Below are 14396 nucleotides of genomic sequence, written 5' to 3' on the forward strand. Positions count from 1 at the left end.
CAGGTCGGTGAAGTACCAGCAATGGCGACGGTAGCGCTTGGGCAAGGCCTGCCACAAGCGCCGGGCCGTGGCCGCGTCACGCCGGCCCGTGACCCAGGCCACGACGCGCCGGCCCACGAACGTCTACATCTCATCGAGTTCAAGCGCCTCCCAGGTGCGACGTTGGGCCTTTTTCGGCCGCAAGCGCGGCAGCGGGGGGCTGGCCGCTTGCGTTTTTTTTGCCAGCTTGGCCACCGTCATGCGCGAAACGCCGGTGGCCCGCACGATGCTGCGCTGCGAGTTGCGCTCGACCAGGAGCTTTTCCACCTGGGCGTAGCGTGCGGCCCGTTCCGGGCCCGCCGGGCGCAAGTAGCCCTGGTACCCGCACGCGGTGCACTGGTACTTGGCCCGCCCGTTGCTGCTGCCGTTCTTGCGTACCTGCTCACTGGCGCACCGTCCGCATAACTGAGTTGTGACTATCATTCCCTTCTTACGGTAATCACATCCACTTAGGGTGTGTGGACATTCAGCGCATCCAATCGATGGCGGCGAGCAGGTGGGCGAGGGCCAGAAAAGAAGTCGCGGTTTTTTCGTAGCGCGTAGCAAATCCGCGGGCTTCCTTGAGCCGGCCGAAGAAGCGTTCGACCTTGTTGCGGTCGGCGTAGAGGTTTTCATAGTAGGCCCGTTGGTCGAGGCGGTTTTTCTTGGGTGGAATCACGGACTCGGCGTTTCGATTAGCAATGGCTGCCAACACGTTGTTGGTGTCGTAGGCCTTGTCCGCCACGACGGCTCCCGGGGCTTCAGGCAAGGCCTGCAGCAAGGCCGGCAGTTGCAGGCTATCGGCTTGCTGGCCCGGGGTCAGCACCAAGTGCAGCCCATTGCCCAGGGCATCGACCACCGCGTGCAACTTGGTGGAACACCCGCCCCGGCGGCGGCCTAAGGCTTCGGCTGCGGGCGTACTTTTTTTGCCCGACGGCCGCTTTGTGGGCCTTGACCGTGGTCGAATCGACGAGCACCCAGGCGTAATCGGGCTCCTGCACGGCCTGAAAGAGCGTTTCCCACACGCCGGCCTGGGCCCAGCGGCGAAAGCGCCGGGCCACCGTGTTCCAGGCGCCAAACCGCTCGGGCAGGTCACGCCAGGAGACGCCCGTGCGTACCCGATACAAAACCGCATTGACAAACAACCGATTATTACGGCCTGTGCCCCCACCCGTGCCGGGGCGGCCCAGCGTGTGCGGTTCGACTAACTTCCATTCTCTCTCGCTTAATTCGTGGCGGCGCATGGCCCCAATTTAGCCCCCAGACTGTCCACACACCCTAGGGAGTGTTGACAATCAGAGTAGCCAGACGAAAGTAGCGGCGCATTGCGCGAAAGCCAGAAACGAAGCAGCGGTTTTGTCGTGGCGGGTGGCCAATCGGCGGTACTGCTTGAGGCGGTTAAAGAAGCGTTCCACTTTGTTGCGGTCGGCGTACAGGTTGCGGTCCAGTTCGCGGGGTGTGCGCCGGCTGCGTTTACTGGGCACGACCACCGCGGCCCCGGCCTGGCTAATGTGCGCCACAACGGCGTTGGTATCGTAGGCTTTATCGGCCAGCACGGCGCTCACCGCCAAGCCGGCCAACAAGTCGGCGGCCACGGTGCAATCGGCCTGCTGGCCCGGCGTCAGGGCCAGGCGCAACGGGTTGCCCAGCGCGTCTACGACGGCGTGGAGCTTGCTGGTGAAGCCCCCGCGGGAACGGCCGAGGGCTTCGGCCGGGGCGTTGCTTTTTTTTGCCCGGCTGCGTGCTGGTGCGCCCGCACGCTGGTCGAGTCGAGCATGGCCCAGTCCAGGTCCGGGTCCTGCACGGCCTCGAACACGCGCTGCCACACGCCTTGCTGCGCCCAGCGCCGGAAGCGCCGATAAACCGAATGCCACGGCCCGAACCGTTCGGGTAAATCGCGCCACGGCGCCCCGCTGCGGGCAATCCAGAGTACAGCATTGACAAACAGCCGGTTATCGGCGGCTGAACGACCCGCGTCCTCGACTTTGCCCGGCAACAACGGCGCTAAGCGCGCCCAATCCGCATCTTTGAGTTCATAACGTCGCACAACCCAAAGGTCGCCGATTGTCCACACACCCTAAGCGAACGAGAATGGCAACTGGTGGAACCGCACACGCGTGGACGGCTGGGCAACGGCCGCGACAATCGGCCGTTCATCAACGCGGTGCTCTACCGCGTGCGCACTGGTTGTGCTTGGCGCGACTTGCCCGAATGGGTTGGGCCGTGGAACACGGTGGCGCGGCGCTTCCGCCGCTGGGCACTGGCGGGTGTGTGGGAAACGCTCTTTCAGGCCGTGCAAGAACCGGACTACGCCTGGGTGCTGGTTGACTCGACCGCCGTCAAAGCGCACAAGGCCGCTGCTGGGCAAAAAAAGCACTGCAGCCGCCGAAGCCATCGGCCGCTCCCGCGGCTGCTTGACCACCAAGGTGCATGCCCTTGTCGATGCGTTGGGCAACGGCCTGCGCCTGGCACTCCCGCTAGGCCAACACGCAGACAGCCCGCAATTGCCGGGCTTACTAGCTGCCGCGCCGGGAGCAGTCGTGGCCGACAGCGCCGACGATACCAACGCGGTGCTTGCCGCCGTGGCCCTAACCGAGGCCGAGCCAGTGATTCCACCCAAGGTTTCGCGCAAGCAACAGCGTGCCTACGACGCAAACCGCTACGCTGACCGCAACAAAGTGGAACGCTTCTTCGGCCGGCTGAAAGAAGCACGGGGCTTCGCCACCCGGTACCAAAAGACAGCCATTTCCTTTTTAGCCGTGGCTCACTTACTCGCTGCAATCGACTGGATGCGCTACTGTCCACACACTTTAGGTCAAGGTTGGGGCTGGTAAAAAGCACCGTTTTACCAGCAGCTCGCCGCCCACGACCGACAGACGTTCACCCCCTAGCAGGCCCACTACCCCATTCCCTTCCGCACGCCCGCCGACCAGCAGCGCGCCCGCGCTGCCGTATTAGCCCGCGAGCGCCTGGCTCAGCGCCTGTTAGCTGAGGTCAATCAGTCTACTAAGGCTCTCTACGCCCCCGCCTTTAGCACTGCCCAGATGAGGTAGCTTATCCAAATGCAGGAAGCTGGGGATGTGGGCGTGCCGGGGAGGCCTGCGCCCACATCGGGCCGCCCACCAGCTTGCTGTATAGCTCAGGCATTTTCAGAAGTCCCGGCCCGTTAGTGGGCGGTTTATGGCCGCGCACCTGGGTGTGGGCCGCTCCCGCACCGTCTCGGTAGACATCCTCCGCCGGCGGCTGCCAGCCCCGGTCAGCCCGGACATCGCGCGGTTTTACCAGTTGCCCGTCGCAGCTCAGCGCCTGCAGCAGCAGCTGTTCCGCGCTCGGGCATGGCAGGACGCCGAAACAAGCCGGATATCCCACCCCGTTCCTGAGCCCAGCCGAGCAGGCCCGCCGCCGCCAGGAAGCAAAGGCGCGGGCACAGTTACAGGCACGGCTGCTGGCTCAAGCTAACCAACAACTGAAGAATTACTACCTGCCGTCTTTCCTCATCCCCCGCTTAGAAAGCACTGATGCCAAGCCCCCCGGCAGCGACTGCTTCATGCCTAATAGCTTTTGGAAATCGCAAAATCCAACCGGAAGTAAAAAGGTAGGCTGGGCGCTTTGTTGCGCGACCGTTTACGCGATGATGAGAACATTTTATGGCAAAGGCACTCAACCTACGAACCGCTACGACCTAGTAACCGAACACAAAAGTAACATATGGAAGCACGGCTATAAGGTTCATGATTACTACATGCCAGCGAAAAACAGTCAGCGAGCAACTGAAGGAATAGCTAAGTTAGACCAATATATGGACGAGCACAAACCCGTCATGGTGGGCGTCAGCCATACACTTAGTATGCTATTTTCCAGTAAAGGCGATGATGGTGTCACTCGTTACCGGGAAATTAACGATGGGACCATCGACCATTTTGTTGCCATCGTCGGCACGGGAGTGGACAGCAAGGGCAAGTATTATCGGTTTTTCGATGTAGGCACGACCAATAGCGGCAAAGACCGAGGGACTTCTGCGTTAAACCGCCTTTATTACAACCCTGCTACGGGTTTCTATGAAGGTACTAGCCAAGCAACCGGAAAGAAATACGTACTCACACAACTTCGTTTTTAGACCCTGCTTTGTTGCACGCTGAATTACTCACCAACAAAACGAAAATGAAGCACGCTTTTATGAAAAATATAAAATTACTTGCTGTTGCCGCCTGTACATTGTGCGGTTGTCGGGATAAAGAGTCTTCGGCACAAGTAGCAAAAGACACTGCTAAACCCACTCCTCAAACCTATACATCTAACCTTATTTCACAGAAGGCAAATAGCACCGTGGTATTCGATGTGCCCTCGCTGCTGCGACTTTCTATGTTAGAGGTTAAAAAAAAGCTAGGTCCACCAAATGACGAACTGCAAGCCAACGTCACAGACACAGAGCGAAGCTTGGTCTATGACAAAAAAGGATTACGGTTAACTATAAACTATTTTGTTAGAACCAATCAGATTGATAATATTTCTCTTGCTACTATAAACCACGATACAACTGCGTATAGCTATTTGGAACCCATTGGCAATCTTCGTCACCAAGATACTACCTATGTTATCAAACCTCAAGAAGGCGAAAAAGCAGGTCAGTATCATGGTCTTTTGATTACACCTAATCCGCCGGTTGAATTTCCTGTCGAACCTTAACGAAAGAAAGAGGCAGGAAGCTGGTATTTATTAAAAGTACCGCAGCTGACTAGGCTCGAGCACGACTCAATTGACACATGGCCCCACGACCCCTACGATTAGTGTTCCCTTCGCGCTCGGCTTGGTGCTCGAACATTTTATCGTGCTGACACGGAGAAGGGACGCAAATACTTCTGCTTTTCGACGTAGACACTGAGCATCTGGCTCCCCCTGACCGAGCGCCAGCCATGGCCTCACAAACAGGCTGGCCAGCTTTATACCTCCCCGGTCAGCCAGCACCCGCGGCAGGGTCGTATCTTTAGTGAGTGAATAATGATGTAGCTCAACCAGTGGTGGCCGTGCTCGGCGGCGGCGCGGCTGGTTTTTTTGGCGCCATTGCCTGCGCCGAAACCAATCCGACAATTCAAGTTCTCTTACTAGAGAAAACGGGCAAGTTGCTCAGCAAAGTGCGGATTTCAGGCGGCGGGCGCTGCAACGTGACCCATGCCTGCGACACGCCGGCGCAGTTGGTGGCGCACTACCCACGCGGCAGTAAGCAACTGAAAGCAGCCTTTCAGCAATTTGGCGTCGCCGAAACCACTGCCTGGTTTGCTAAGCGCGGCGTGCAATTGAAGGCTGAGGCCGACGGCCGCATGTTCCCCATCACTGATTCCAGCGAAACCATTGCCCGAGCCCTGGAAGACGCTGCCCACCAGGCTGGCGTCCGCATTCTCACCAACACGAGCGTGGACGAAATTCGGCCCCTACCCAATGGCAGTTTTCAGCTGCGTCTGGGCGGCAGCGGCACTGCCCGGCACGGCACTACTCTCCGGGCAACCCGCCTGCTGGTAGCCACCGGCGGCAACCCCAAAAGCGCCAACTATGACTGGCTGCGCACGCTGGGCCATACCATTGCCGAGCCAGTGCCTTCGCTTTTTACCTTCAATGTACCTAACTCGCCTTTGAGCGAGCTGATGGGAGTGAGCGTACCCCACGCCCGCGTGGTACTGGCCGGCGAAAAACTTCAGTACGAAGGCCCGCTACTCGTCACTCATTGGGGCGTGAGTGGCCCGGCCGTGCTCAAGCTTTCGGCCTGGGGCGCCCGCCGACTCAGCGAGTTGGGTTACGTAGGCACGGCACTCATCAACTGGGTTCCCGCCTTCACCGAAGAAACCCTACGGCCCTGGCTGCAACAGTTTCGGCAGGAAAACGGCAAGAAAACGGTGACTTCTAACCCGCAATTTGGCCTGCCTCAGCGCCTCTGGCGTAACCTGACCGAGCAAGCTGGCATCGCCCCGGAGACGCGCTGGAGCGACCTGCCCGCCAAGGCTCAAAACCGGCTGTTGGAAGTATTGCTGCGTACTCCACTGGCTGTGCGCGGCAAAACCACTTACAAGGAAGAGTTCGTGACCTGCGGCGGTATTTCCCTCGATGAAGTTGATTTAAAAACCATGCAGAGCCGCCGCGTACCCGGCTTATATTTTGCTGGCGAAGTGCTTGATATTGATGGCATCACTGGCGGATTCAACTTTCAGGCGGCTTGGACTACTGGCTTTCTGGCTGGCCGGGCGATGGCACTAAGTAACGAAGCAACAAGAATAGAAAAGACCAGCTTTTAAGCTTCAAAAGTCAGTTTTTTTATTCTCTTTCCTCCATTCTAATTCAGCGGAGCGGCTGTAACCTTCCCATGGTTGAGTCAGTAAAAGACTATATTATTCTCCTTACTTAATTACCCATTCCCAATGGAAGCCAAAGCCACCACTGCCCTGCTCAACGAACTGGTTGAAACCCTGAAGGACGGCCAAAAAGGTTATGCCGACGCCATGACCGACGTTGAGGATACCACGCTAAAGGATACTTTCAAAAAATACGCAGCGCAGCGCGCCAACTTCATCACTGAAATCGAGGACCAGATGTTCAAGCTGGACCTTAAGCCCGACGAAAGTTCTTCGATAACCGGCACCGTACACCGCGCTTGGATTGACCTAAAATCGGCCCTGACCAGCAAAGACAATAAAGCTGTCCTCAACGAGTGCGAGCGAGGCGAAGACTATGCCGTGAAAGCCTATCAAACTGCTTTAAAGGCTCAGGACCTGCCAAGCAACCTTAAGTCTGTAATTGAAAAGCAGTACCAAGGTGTGCAGGAAGCTCACAATACCATCCGGTCGTTGCGCGATTCGAGTAAATAAGACCGCAGATTGAACGGATTGGGACAGATTTTTTGTGGTTCCAATCGTTTAAGCATTTTCGCAATAAAAAAGTCCCCTCAATTACTTGAGGGGGCTTTTTGCTTAGCCTAGGTTTTCAACTCATTCAAACGACTGGAACCACAAAAAATCTGTCCCAATCCGTTCAATCTGCGGTCCTATTCGTCAAAGCTTTCGTTGCGGGGTGCCCGAGGAGTGCGTGGCGTTTCATACTCGCGCGGGGCGCCGTAGCTCGGCTTATTCCCGTAGCTTGGCTTATCGCCATAGCTGCCTCGGTTGCCATAGCTGGGCTTGTTGCCGTAGCCACTGCCACCTTCGCGATTACCATAGCTAGGCTTGTTGCCGTAGCCGCTGCCACCGTCACGGTTGCCTTTATAGCCCCCACCGTAGCCGCCCTCGCGGCGCTCGCCACCGCCGTAGCTACTGCCTCCGCGGTTGCCACCCTTGTAGCCACCGCCAAAACCACCTTCCCGGCGCTCGCCACCGCTGAAGGGACGCCGCTCCCGGTCGCCGCCGAACCCACCAGGCCCACCGCCGCTGCGGCTGAAGCCTTCTTCCTTGGCCGCACCTTCCTGCACGGGCGTTGCAACGCTGAAGCTGACCGGTGTGCCCTGAATGCTGGTACGGCCCAGTTTGCTCACAATTTCATCGGCGTAGTCCGACGGTACTTCCACGAAGCTGAACTTGTCGTAGAGAGCAATGTCGCCAACTTTAGCGCCGGTTAGGTTGGTCGATTCTGAAATCAAATCCACGATATCGCGGGGGTGAATCCGGTCTTTCTTGCCCATCGTTACAAACAGGCGGGTGAAGCCGGGCCGGGCAGTACCAGCCGCCTTGCTGGCGTCGAGGCTCTGCTGGGCACTCTTTTCCTCCTTCATCGTCATTTTGAGCAGCGCGGCAGCGATATCAAGCGAGGTGATTTCGTCACCTTGGTCGAGCAAGCGCTGCACGCGGCCTACATACTTATCAAGGTTACCTTTCTCGATAATTTCCTTGATTTGATTCAGGAACAGCGTAGTCTTCACTTCCGAAACATCGGCAAACGACGGCACCTGCTCCAATTTAATCTGGGCCTTGGTGAAGCGCATGATGTCACGCAGCTTGTAGATATCGCGGCCGCTCACAAACGTAAAGGCCTTGCCCGACTTGCCCGCGCGGCCCGTCCGGCCGATGCGGTGCACGTAGTATTCTTCGTCAGCGGGCAAGTCGTAGTTCACCACGGCTTCCACGTTGTCTACGTCGATGCCGCGGGCGGCAACGTCGGTAGCAACCAGTACTTCGAGGGTTGATTTACGGAATTTATCCAGCGTATTTTGGCGCTGCTGCTGGCCCATGTCACCGTGCAGCCCTTCGGCAAAATAGCCCTTGGCTTGCAAATCGGCCACAATTTCGTCCACCATGCGCTTGGTGTTCGCAAAAACAATGGTCGATTTCAGGTTGTACATGTCGAGCAAGCGGGTCAGCACGTCCTTTTTCTGGGGACCACGCACCTCGTAGTAGCTCTGCTCGATGTTGGTCACCGTCATGGTCTGATGGTTCACCTTTACAATCTGCGGCTCGCGCTGATATTTCTTGGTGAGCTCCATGATGGGCTTGCTCATCGTGGCCGAGAAAAACACCGTCTGGCGCTCCTTGGGCATCTTGGTCAGAATGAACTCGATGTCGTCGCGGAAGCCCATGTCGAGCATTTCGTCGGCTTCATCCAAGATGATTTTGGTGGTATTATCCAGCTTCAGGGTACCACGCTCGATGTGGTCCATCACCCGGCCGGGAGTGCCAATTACAATCTGCACGCCCCGCTCCAAAGCACGGAGCTGACGGTCGTAGGGGCTGCCTCCGTAAATTGGCACCACCATCAGACCGCGCTTGTATTTGCCCAGCTTCTGGATTTCGCCCGAAACCTGCACCGCGAGCTCGCGGGTGGGACACAGCACTAATACTTGCACATCGCGGCTGTCGGGGTTCACGCCTTCGATGGCGGGAATGGAGAAAGCGGCGGTTTTGCCAGTGCCCGTTTGGGCTTGGCCGATAACGTCGTGCCCGGCGAGCAGCGTGGGAATAGCGGCAGCCTGAATGGCCGAGGCTTCCTCGTAGCCCATCTCGGTGATGGCGCGTTGTACTTCCTCGGAGAGGTTCAGTTCGTCAAAACGAACTACTTTTTTTTCAGCTTCCATGAATGTGGAAATAGTAAAGGATAAGAGACTTCGCTCCGAAAACAGCCGTACTCAGCGACGTTTCCCCTCCTTCTACCGTTCACAATCAGGTGGGAAAAAACAACCAAAAAACTACGCGACCAATGCGTTATCGCCTCTCTCAGGCTTGCGCGGACTCAGGCCGTCCTCAAATGCGGGTGCAAAGGAACGGGTTTTATTTGAAAAAAGCTAAAGTAATACAAAAAGAAAGTCCTGCTGAGCGGAGCCGAAGCATCTCGCGTGCAGCAGTAATCCTTTTCTTGTGATTGGAATTACTTGCGCGAGCGAGATGCTTCGGCTCCGCTCAGCAGGACTTTCTTTTCTATCGCTCAAACTCACTCGCCCAAGCGGCACAAAAAAAAGCCCGCCAAAAGCGGGCTTTCTTATTACAAAGCTAAGGCAGGACTAAACCAGCGATACTTTTACAGCGTTCGGGCCTTTTTTGCCTTGGGCTACTTCAAATTGAACTTTGTCGTTTTCGCGAATCGAGCTTACTTGCAGGTCGCTGATGTGTACGAAAATGTCTTCGCCAGTTTCGTCGTTTTTGATGAAACCAAAGCCTTTGGTCTCATTAAAGAATTTTACCGTTCCGGTGGGCATGGTGGTTGGTTGTGGAGTTTCCCTAAGCTTTTGGGCCACCGTGGCTTGATTGCTTAGGTTGCGTCAAAGATAGGCACAATTTTCAAACCACCAAGTCGATAGATATTTTTTTCAGTAGATGTCGACCTTTGCCCGCTCATCTATTGTTGAGTACCCATGGCTGACCTTCCCGCCAATTCTTTCTCCCATGAATTTAAAGTACCGGAAAGTGCTATTGATGCGCTAGGCCACGCTAATAATGTGGAATATGTGCGCTGGGTGCAAGATGTAGCAGGGGCACATTGGCTGGCAATTTGCCCAGCGGCGGCGCGCGATAAATATATCTGGGTGGTGCGCGAACACCGCATTCGTTACCAGCAGCCAGCCTTTGCGGATGAGCTATTGCGGGCGGCTACCTGGGTAGGCGAAACCAGCGGGGCTACCTCGCAACGTTTCACCCGCATCATGCGCTTGAGTGATAATGTAGTGCTGTGTGAGGCGGAAACGACGTGGGTATTGCTTGACCCGAAGAATGGGCGGCCGGTGCGGGTGACGGCGGAGATGGTGAGTTGGTTAACAAAGAGAGCTAAGTAGCATCTATGCTTCTCCATTTGTTGCAAAGCTTAATACCTTTTTGGTATGAAGATTAATTGCCAGTTGGAAGTAGCATTTGCCTCCATCAAGGACAAATACAAGGCCGGTTCGCCACCATTTCGGCTCATCGCAAAAACAATTTACCCAAACCTCTTTCTCTCCCTCATCATTGGCCGCACAGAAATATTGTCGTCTATATTTTGCCAAGTCGATTAAAAATCTGTCTGTATTTACGTTTTGATTTTTCTCAATCCATGCTTTATATCTCGCCATTTGAGCTGCATTATAAGTTTCGACAGCATGGTGAATAAGCTGGTCGATTGTCTCAATATCCTGACTGGTAAGAGGTGTGTCCTGCTGTCCTTTTAGAATGCTTTTGTCAAACATTTTGCTGATTGACAGAACCGTATAATTTGCACTATTGGCTCGCTCTTCGTTTGGAAAGTATCCGGTTTTCATAGTTTAATTCTGACTGTTATTCGAAAACGAAAGTTTTGCAATCAAATTCGTTAGCACGATTACAAAAATGTATCGTCTTCCCTTTCTATCGAAGGCAGCGATTTTTTACTAAACATACATGCCTCCCTCCTTTCGCATCTACTCCTCTTCGGCCGGCTCGGGCAAGACGTACCAATTAACCAAAGAATACTTACTGCTGGCACTCGGCGCTGATGACCCGGCTTATTTCAAGCGCATCCTCGCCATCACATTTACCAATGATGCGGCGGGGGAAATGAAGGAGCGGATTGTGGGGGCGCTGCGGCGGTTTGCCTACCCGGAGAGTGGCAAAGTGGACGGGCTGCTGGCGGACGTGGCGGCCGAGCTAGGCAAGAGCGGGAAACTACCGCCGCACGCCCGCACGGCCGAGGAGCAGCAGCGGGAAGTACAGCGGCGGGCGGCGGCCACCTTTCGGCTGGTGCTGTACCATTATGCCGACTTTGGGGTGAGTACGATTGACTCGTTTGTACAGCGGATTGTGACGGCATTTACGCGGGAACTGGGCTTGCCGGCCACTTTTGAGGTGGAACTGGATACGGATGCGGTGCTGCAAAGTGCCGTGGCCGGGCTGCTGGATAAGGTGAACCGCGACCCGAACAGCCGGCTCCTGTCGCAGACGCTGGCGGAATATGCGCTGGGGCAGGCCGAGGAAGGCAAGAGCTGGAGCCGGCTACCCGAGGAGCTGGCGGGCTTTGGCAGGGTGCTGTTTAATGAGACGGTGCAGGAGGCGGTGGCGCAGCTAGGCAAGCTGACCCTGGCCGATTTCCGGCGGCTGGACAAGCAGATTCAGGCGAAGCGCACGGAAATTGAGGCGGCATTTGCCCAAACCAAGGAGGTGGCGGTAGCGGTGCTGGCGGAAAACGCGGCGACGGAAGCAGACTTCTTTCAGGGCAAGCGCGGCATTTTTGGCTACGTGCAGAAAGGCGTTGATTTACTAGCTCCCGATGCCGGGCCGAATAGCTATGTGCAGGCCACGCTGGCCGAGGATAAATGGTATAGCGGCAAAATAAAAACGGCCGCCGATAAGGCGCGCATTGATGCGGTGAAAGAGCCGTTGCGCGGCGTGGTGGAGGCGCTGGATAAATTACGCGCCGCGTATTTGCCGGATTATTTATTGCTGGCGGCGATGCAACCGTATTTATTTCATGCCTCGCTGCTGAGTGAATTAAATAAGCTGGTGGAGCAAATTAGCCAGGAGCGGAATGTGGTGCTGATTTCGGAGTTTAACCGGCGCATTGCCAGCATTGTGCTCACGGAGCCGGTGCCGTTTTTGTACGAGCGGCTGGGCGAGCGGTACGAGCATATTCTGATCGACGAATTTCAGGATACGTCGGTGCTGCAATGGAATAATCTGCTGCCGCTGGTGGAAAATACGCTGGCCAACGGACACTCAAGCCTGGCGGTGGGCGATGCCAAGCAGGCCATTTACCGCTGGCGCGGGGGCGAGATGGAGCAGATTCTGCGCCTGCACCAGGGCGACACGGCGGCCCTAGTGGCGCGGGCCCGTGAACCCGAGATGCGCGAGCTACTGCGGCTGCGCTACGAAACCCTCGACCCGGCGCTGGAGGCGAAGGCCTTGCAGGTGAACTACCGGTCGGCGCGGGAGATTGTCGATTTCAACAACTCCTTCTTTGAGGCGGTGAGCAGCCGGCACGCGGCGCTGGACCTGGTGGGCGGCATTTATGACGACCAGTTTGGGCAAGAGGTGCCGGGGGCCGTTCTGGCCAGCGCCTCACCCCCCGGCCCCCTCTCCGGTGGAGAGGGGGAACTTAACGACGCAAAGCCGAAATCGTCAGGCTCCCCCCTCTCCACCGGAGAGGGGGGCCGGGGGGGTGAGGCGACCGTTAGCGGCCACGTCGAACTCCTCTTTACTCAAAAAGATGCGCCTGCCCTGCGCTACGACGCGATGGCGGGCACCTATACCACCAAGACGCTGCCCGGCCACGCGCCCGACGCGCTGCTGACCTACGACGAAAGCACCTGCTACCTCACGCTGCAATTGGTGGAGCAGGCCCTGCGCGACGGCTACGCGCTGGCCGACATCGCGGTGCTGTGCCGCACGCGCTACGCCAGTAAAATCATTGCCAAGTTCCTGAAAGAGCGGGGGTACGCTATTATCTCGGCCGACTCGCTGGCGCTGGAGTTTGCGGAGGTGGTGAACCTGCTCGTGAGCATCCTGCGGGTGTTGCACCAGCCCCTCGATACACTGGCTAGGGCCGAGGCGCTGCTGCTCGTGGACAAGGTGGTGCGTGGGCTGGCCCCCACCCCGGCCCGCGCCCGGCACATTGCCGAAATAGCCAATGAGGCGGGCGGCACGGCCTTTTTTGATGAGCTGCGGCGCCTGGGCTACGACGTACGCGAGGAGGAAACCGGCAATCTGGGCCTCTACGAGCTGGCCGAGCGGCTGCTGAACCTGTTTGGCCTGCTGGGGCGCAACGGGGAGAGCGACTACCTGTTTCGCTTCCTGGATTTGACGTTGGAGTACAGCCTGAAATTCGGCAACAACCTGGGCAATTTTCTTACGCACTGGGAGGAGCGCAAGGGGCGCATCAGCATCAACGCACCGGGCGGGCGGGAGGCCATCACCATCACCACGGTGCACAAGGCCAAGGGCTTGGCGTATGGGGTAGTGATAGTGCCCTTCGCGGACTGGAGCCTGGAACCACACCGCGGCACGCTGCTGTGGGGCCACTTAGAGGAGGCGCAGAAGCCCTTGGAAGCCATGCCGGAGGTGGCGGTGGTCAGCCTCAGCAAGGGCTTGCAGCAGACGGCGCTGGCGGCGCAGTACGACGAGGAGCGCGAAAAAACCTTCCTCGAAGGGCTGAATACGCTGTACGTGGCCTTTACCCGGCCGCGCCACCGGCTCTACATCATCAGCAAGCGGCCGGAGGATAAGAAAAGCGCTAAGGCAACGGAGGAGACCGAGGCGACGGCCCCCGCCACCGTGGCCCGCAACGTGGCCGACCTGCTGCACGGCTACCTGCTGGGCCGTGGCGAATGGCAGGAAGACCGGGTGTCTTTCATCATCTCGCAAGGCACGCCGGCCCCACCAAGCACCAAGCACCAAGCCGCAAGCACCAACAGCTACCCCCTCACCAACTTGGCCGCCGCGCCCTGGGAAGACCGCCTCAAGCTGCGCCGCCACGCCAATACGCTGTTCGATTTTGATGAGCAAAAGGCCCAAGGCGAGTGGGACCGCAAGCTGCACTACGGCCTGCGCCGCCTGCTCGCGGCCACTGACGTGGGCCGGGTGGCGAGCCAGCTCGTGGCCGAGGGCATCCTCAGCGCCCGTGAGCGGCCCCGGCTGGTCGAGAGCCTCGAAAAGCTGGTGACCGACCCGCGCCTGGCCCCCTACTTCGCCCCGCACCTGAGCGTGGAAACGGAGCGCGAAATCCTGGTGGGCGGCGTGAAACTGCGCGACTACAAGCCCGACCGCGTGGTGCTCGAACCGTCACTCGAAGAGCACAACCGCATCGGCGGTCGGGTCACGCTGCTCGACTTCCGGCTGCCCCCGCCGCAGGAAAAACACAAGCGCCTGCTGCGGAATTACGCCACGCTATTCGAGCAATTGGGGTACGCGGAGGTGCGCGGGGTTATTTATTATTTCGGGTCGGGGGAAGTGGTGGAGGTGTGAATTAGGCGC

14 protein-coding genes and 1 pseudogene are annotated in these 14396 nt (G+C 57.6%); 8 read left to right on the plus strand and 7 right to left on the minus strand.

From position 1 onward, the window contains the following. Window positions 1-123: 123 nt before the first annotated feature. The 4 genes from WX88_RS17365 to WX88_RS17375 form a co-directional block, all read right to left on the minus strand. Window positions 124-462, minus strand: coding sequence for a transposase-like zinc-binding domain-containing protein (locus WX88_RS17365; protein WP_046245677.1), 339 nt, complete (start codon window positions 460-462; stop codon window positions 124-126). A gap of 43 nt (window positions 463-505) precedes the next feature. Beyond that, entirely contained in the window at window positions 506-886 is a 381-nt protein-coding gene (locus WX88_RS31475) for an IS5 family transposase (RefSeq protein WP_052732812.1), read from the minus strand. Beyond that, a complete protein-coding gene (locus WX88_RS32130; RefSeq protein ID WP_394331754.1) occupies window positions 816-1262 on the minus strand; it encodes an IS5 family transposase in 447 nt (148 codons plus the stop codon). Before WX88_RS32130 ends, WX88_RS31475 begins: the two co-directional genes overlap by 71 nt. Before the next feature lie 51 nt (window positions 1263-1313). Then, window positions 1314-2065, minus strand: a protein-coding gene (locus WX88_RS17375) for an IS5 family transposase (RefSeq protein WP_394331755.1) whose coding sequence is annotated in 2 segments (ribosomal slippage) — window positions 1314-1732 and window positions 1732-2065 — 753 coding nt in all. Because the reading frame shifts where the segments join, the coding sequence is not laid out codon by codon here. Between WX88_RS17375 and WX88_RS32135 the strand changes: the two are divergent. The 6 genes and pseudogenes from WX88_RS32135 to WX88_RS17405 all read left to right on the plus strand — a co-directional run. After that, window positions 2054-2293 (plus strand): annotated as a pseudogene (locus WX88_RS32135) (transposase); the annotation flags it as partial. The gene WX88_RS17375 and the pseudogene WX88_RS32135 sit on opposite strands and share 12 nt — an antisense overlap. Window positions 2294-2342: 49 nt before the next feature. Then, window positions 2343-2852 (plus strand): IS5 family transposase, encoded by a 510-nt coding sequence (locus tag WX88_RS31485; RefSeq protein ID WP_231590734.1) that lies wholly within the window; start codon window positions 2343-2345, stop codon window positions 2850-2852. Window positions 2853-3565: 713 nt separating this feature from the next. Then, window positions 3566-4135 (plus strand): hypothetical protein, encoded by a 570-nt coding sequence (locus tag WX88_RS17395; RefSeq protein WP_156176227.1) that lies wholly within the window; start codon window positions 3566-3568, stop codon window positions 4133-4135. Window positions 4136-4179: 44 nt separating this feature from the next. Then, complete coding sequence (locus WX88_RS30200; RefSeq protein WP_156176228.1) at window positions 4180-4704, plus strand: hypothetical protein; 525 nt, start codon at window positions 4180-4182, stop codon at window positions 4702-4704. Window positions 4705-5009: 305 nt separating this feature from the next. Continuing rightward, window positions 5010-6302: a BaiN/RdsA family NAD(P)/FAD-dependent oxidoreductase gene (locus WX88_RS17400; protein WP_046245681.1), complete on the plus strand. Its 1293-nt coding sequence runs from the start codon at window positions 5010-5012 to the stop codon at window positions 6300-6302. A 123-nt stretch (window positions 6303-6425) separates the two neighbouring features. Further along, window positions 6426-6872, plus strand: a complete 447-nt coding sequence (locus tag WX88_RS17405) for a ferritin-like domain-containing protein (protein WP_046245682.1) — start codon at window positions 6426-6428, stop codon at window positions 6870-6872. Window positions 6873-7048: 176 nt separating this feature from the next. On the opposite strand, the gene WX88_RS17410 is transcribed toward WX88_RS17405, so the two are convergent. Next, entirely contained in the window at window positions 7049-9064 is a 2016-nt protein-coding gene (locus WX88_RS17410; protein ID WP_082116123.1) for a DEAD/DEAH box helicase, read from the minus strand. A gap of 423 nt (window positions 9065-9487) precedes the next feature. After that, entirely contained in the window at window positions 9488-9682 is a 195-nt protein-coding gene (locus WX88_RS17415; protein ID WP_035564390.1) for a cold-shock protein, read from the minus strand. Between the two features lie 156 nt (window positions 9683-9838). Here WX88_RS17415 and WX88_RS17420 point away from each other — a divergent pair, with 156 nt between their 5' ends. Next, entirely contained in the window at window positions 9839-10255 is a 417-nt protein-coding gene (locus WX88_RS17420; RefSeq protein WP_046245683.1) for an acyl-CoA thioesterase, read from the plus strand. Between the two features lie 3 nt (window positions 10256-10258). Here WX88_RS17420 and WX88_RS17425 read toward each other — a convergent pair whose 3' ends face one another. Then, on the minus strand, window positions 10259-10714 hold the full coding sequence (locus tag WX88_RS17425; protein ID WP_046245684.1) for a hypothetical protein: 456 nt from the start codon (window positions 10712-10714) through the stop codon (window positions 10259-10261). 118 nt (window positions 10715-10832) lie between these two features. Between WX88_RS17425 and WX88_RS17430 the strand changes: the two genes are divergently transcribed. Further along, entirely contained in the window at window positions 10833-14387 is a 3555-nt protein-coding gene (locus tag WX88_RS17430; protein ID WP_046245685.1) for a UvrD-helicase domain-containing protein, read from the plus strand. Window positions 14388-14396 lie beyond the last annotated feature (9 nt).

Source organism: Hymenobacter terrenus, from assembly GCF_000972495.1.
Classification (GTDB): Bacteria; Bacteroidota; Bacteroidia; order Cytophagales; family Hymenobacteraceae; genus Hymenobacter; species Hymenobacter terrenus.

Bases quoted from the DNA above. Each gene is read 5' to 3' on its own strand.
- WX88_RS17425 (WP_046245684.1), bottom strand. From the start codon at position 10,714: ATGAAAACCGGATACTTTCCAAACGAAGAGCGAGCCAATAGTGCAAAT.
- WX88_RS17415 (WP_035564390.1), bottom strand. From the start codon at position 9,682: ATGCCCACCGGAACGGTAAAATTCTTTAATGAGACCAAAGGCTTTGGT.
- WX88_RS32130 (WP_394331754.1), bottom strand. From the start codon at position 1,262: ATGCGCCGCCACGAATTAAGCGAGAGAGAATGGAAGTTAGTCGAACCG.
- WX88_RS17405 (WP_046245682.1), top strand. From the start codon at position 6,426: ATGGAAGCCAAAGCCACCACTGCCCTGCTCAACGAACTGGTTGAAACC.
- WX88_RS17395 (WP_156176227.1), top strand. From the start codon at position 3,566: ATGCCTAATAGCTTTTGGAAATCGCAAAATCCAACCGGAAGTAAAAAG.
- WX88_RS17410 (WP_082116123.1), bottom strand. From the start codon at position 9,064: ATGGAAGCTGAAAAAAAAGTAGTTCGTTTTGACGAACTGAACCTCTCC.
- WX88_RS17430 (WP_046245685.1), top strand. From the start codon at position 10,833: ATGCCTCCCTCCTTTCGCATCTACTCCTCTTCGGCCGGCTCGGGCAAG.
- WX88_RS17365 (WP_046245677.1), bottom strand. From the start codon at position 462: ATGATAGTCACAACTCAGTTATGCGGACGGTGCGCCAGTGAGCAGGTA.
- WX88_RS17420 (WP_046245683.1), top strand. From the start codon at position 9,839: ATGGCTGACCTTCCCGCCAATTCTTTCTCCCATGAATTTAAAGTACCG.
- WX88_RS30200 (WP_156176228.1), top strand. From the start codon at position 4,180: ATGAAGCACGCTTTTATGAAAAATATAAAATTACTTGCTGTTGCCGCC.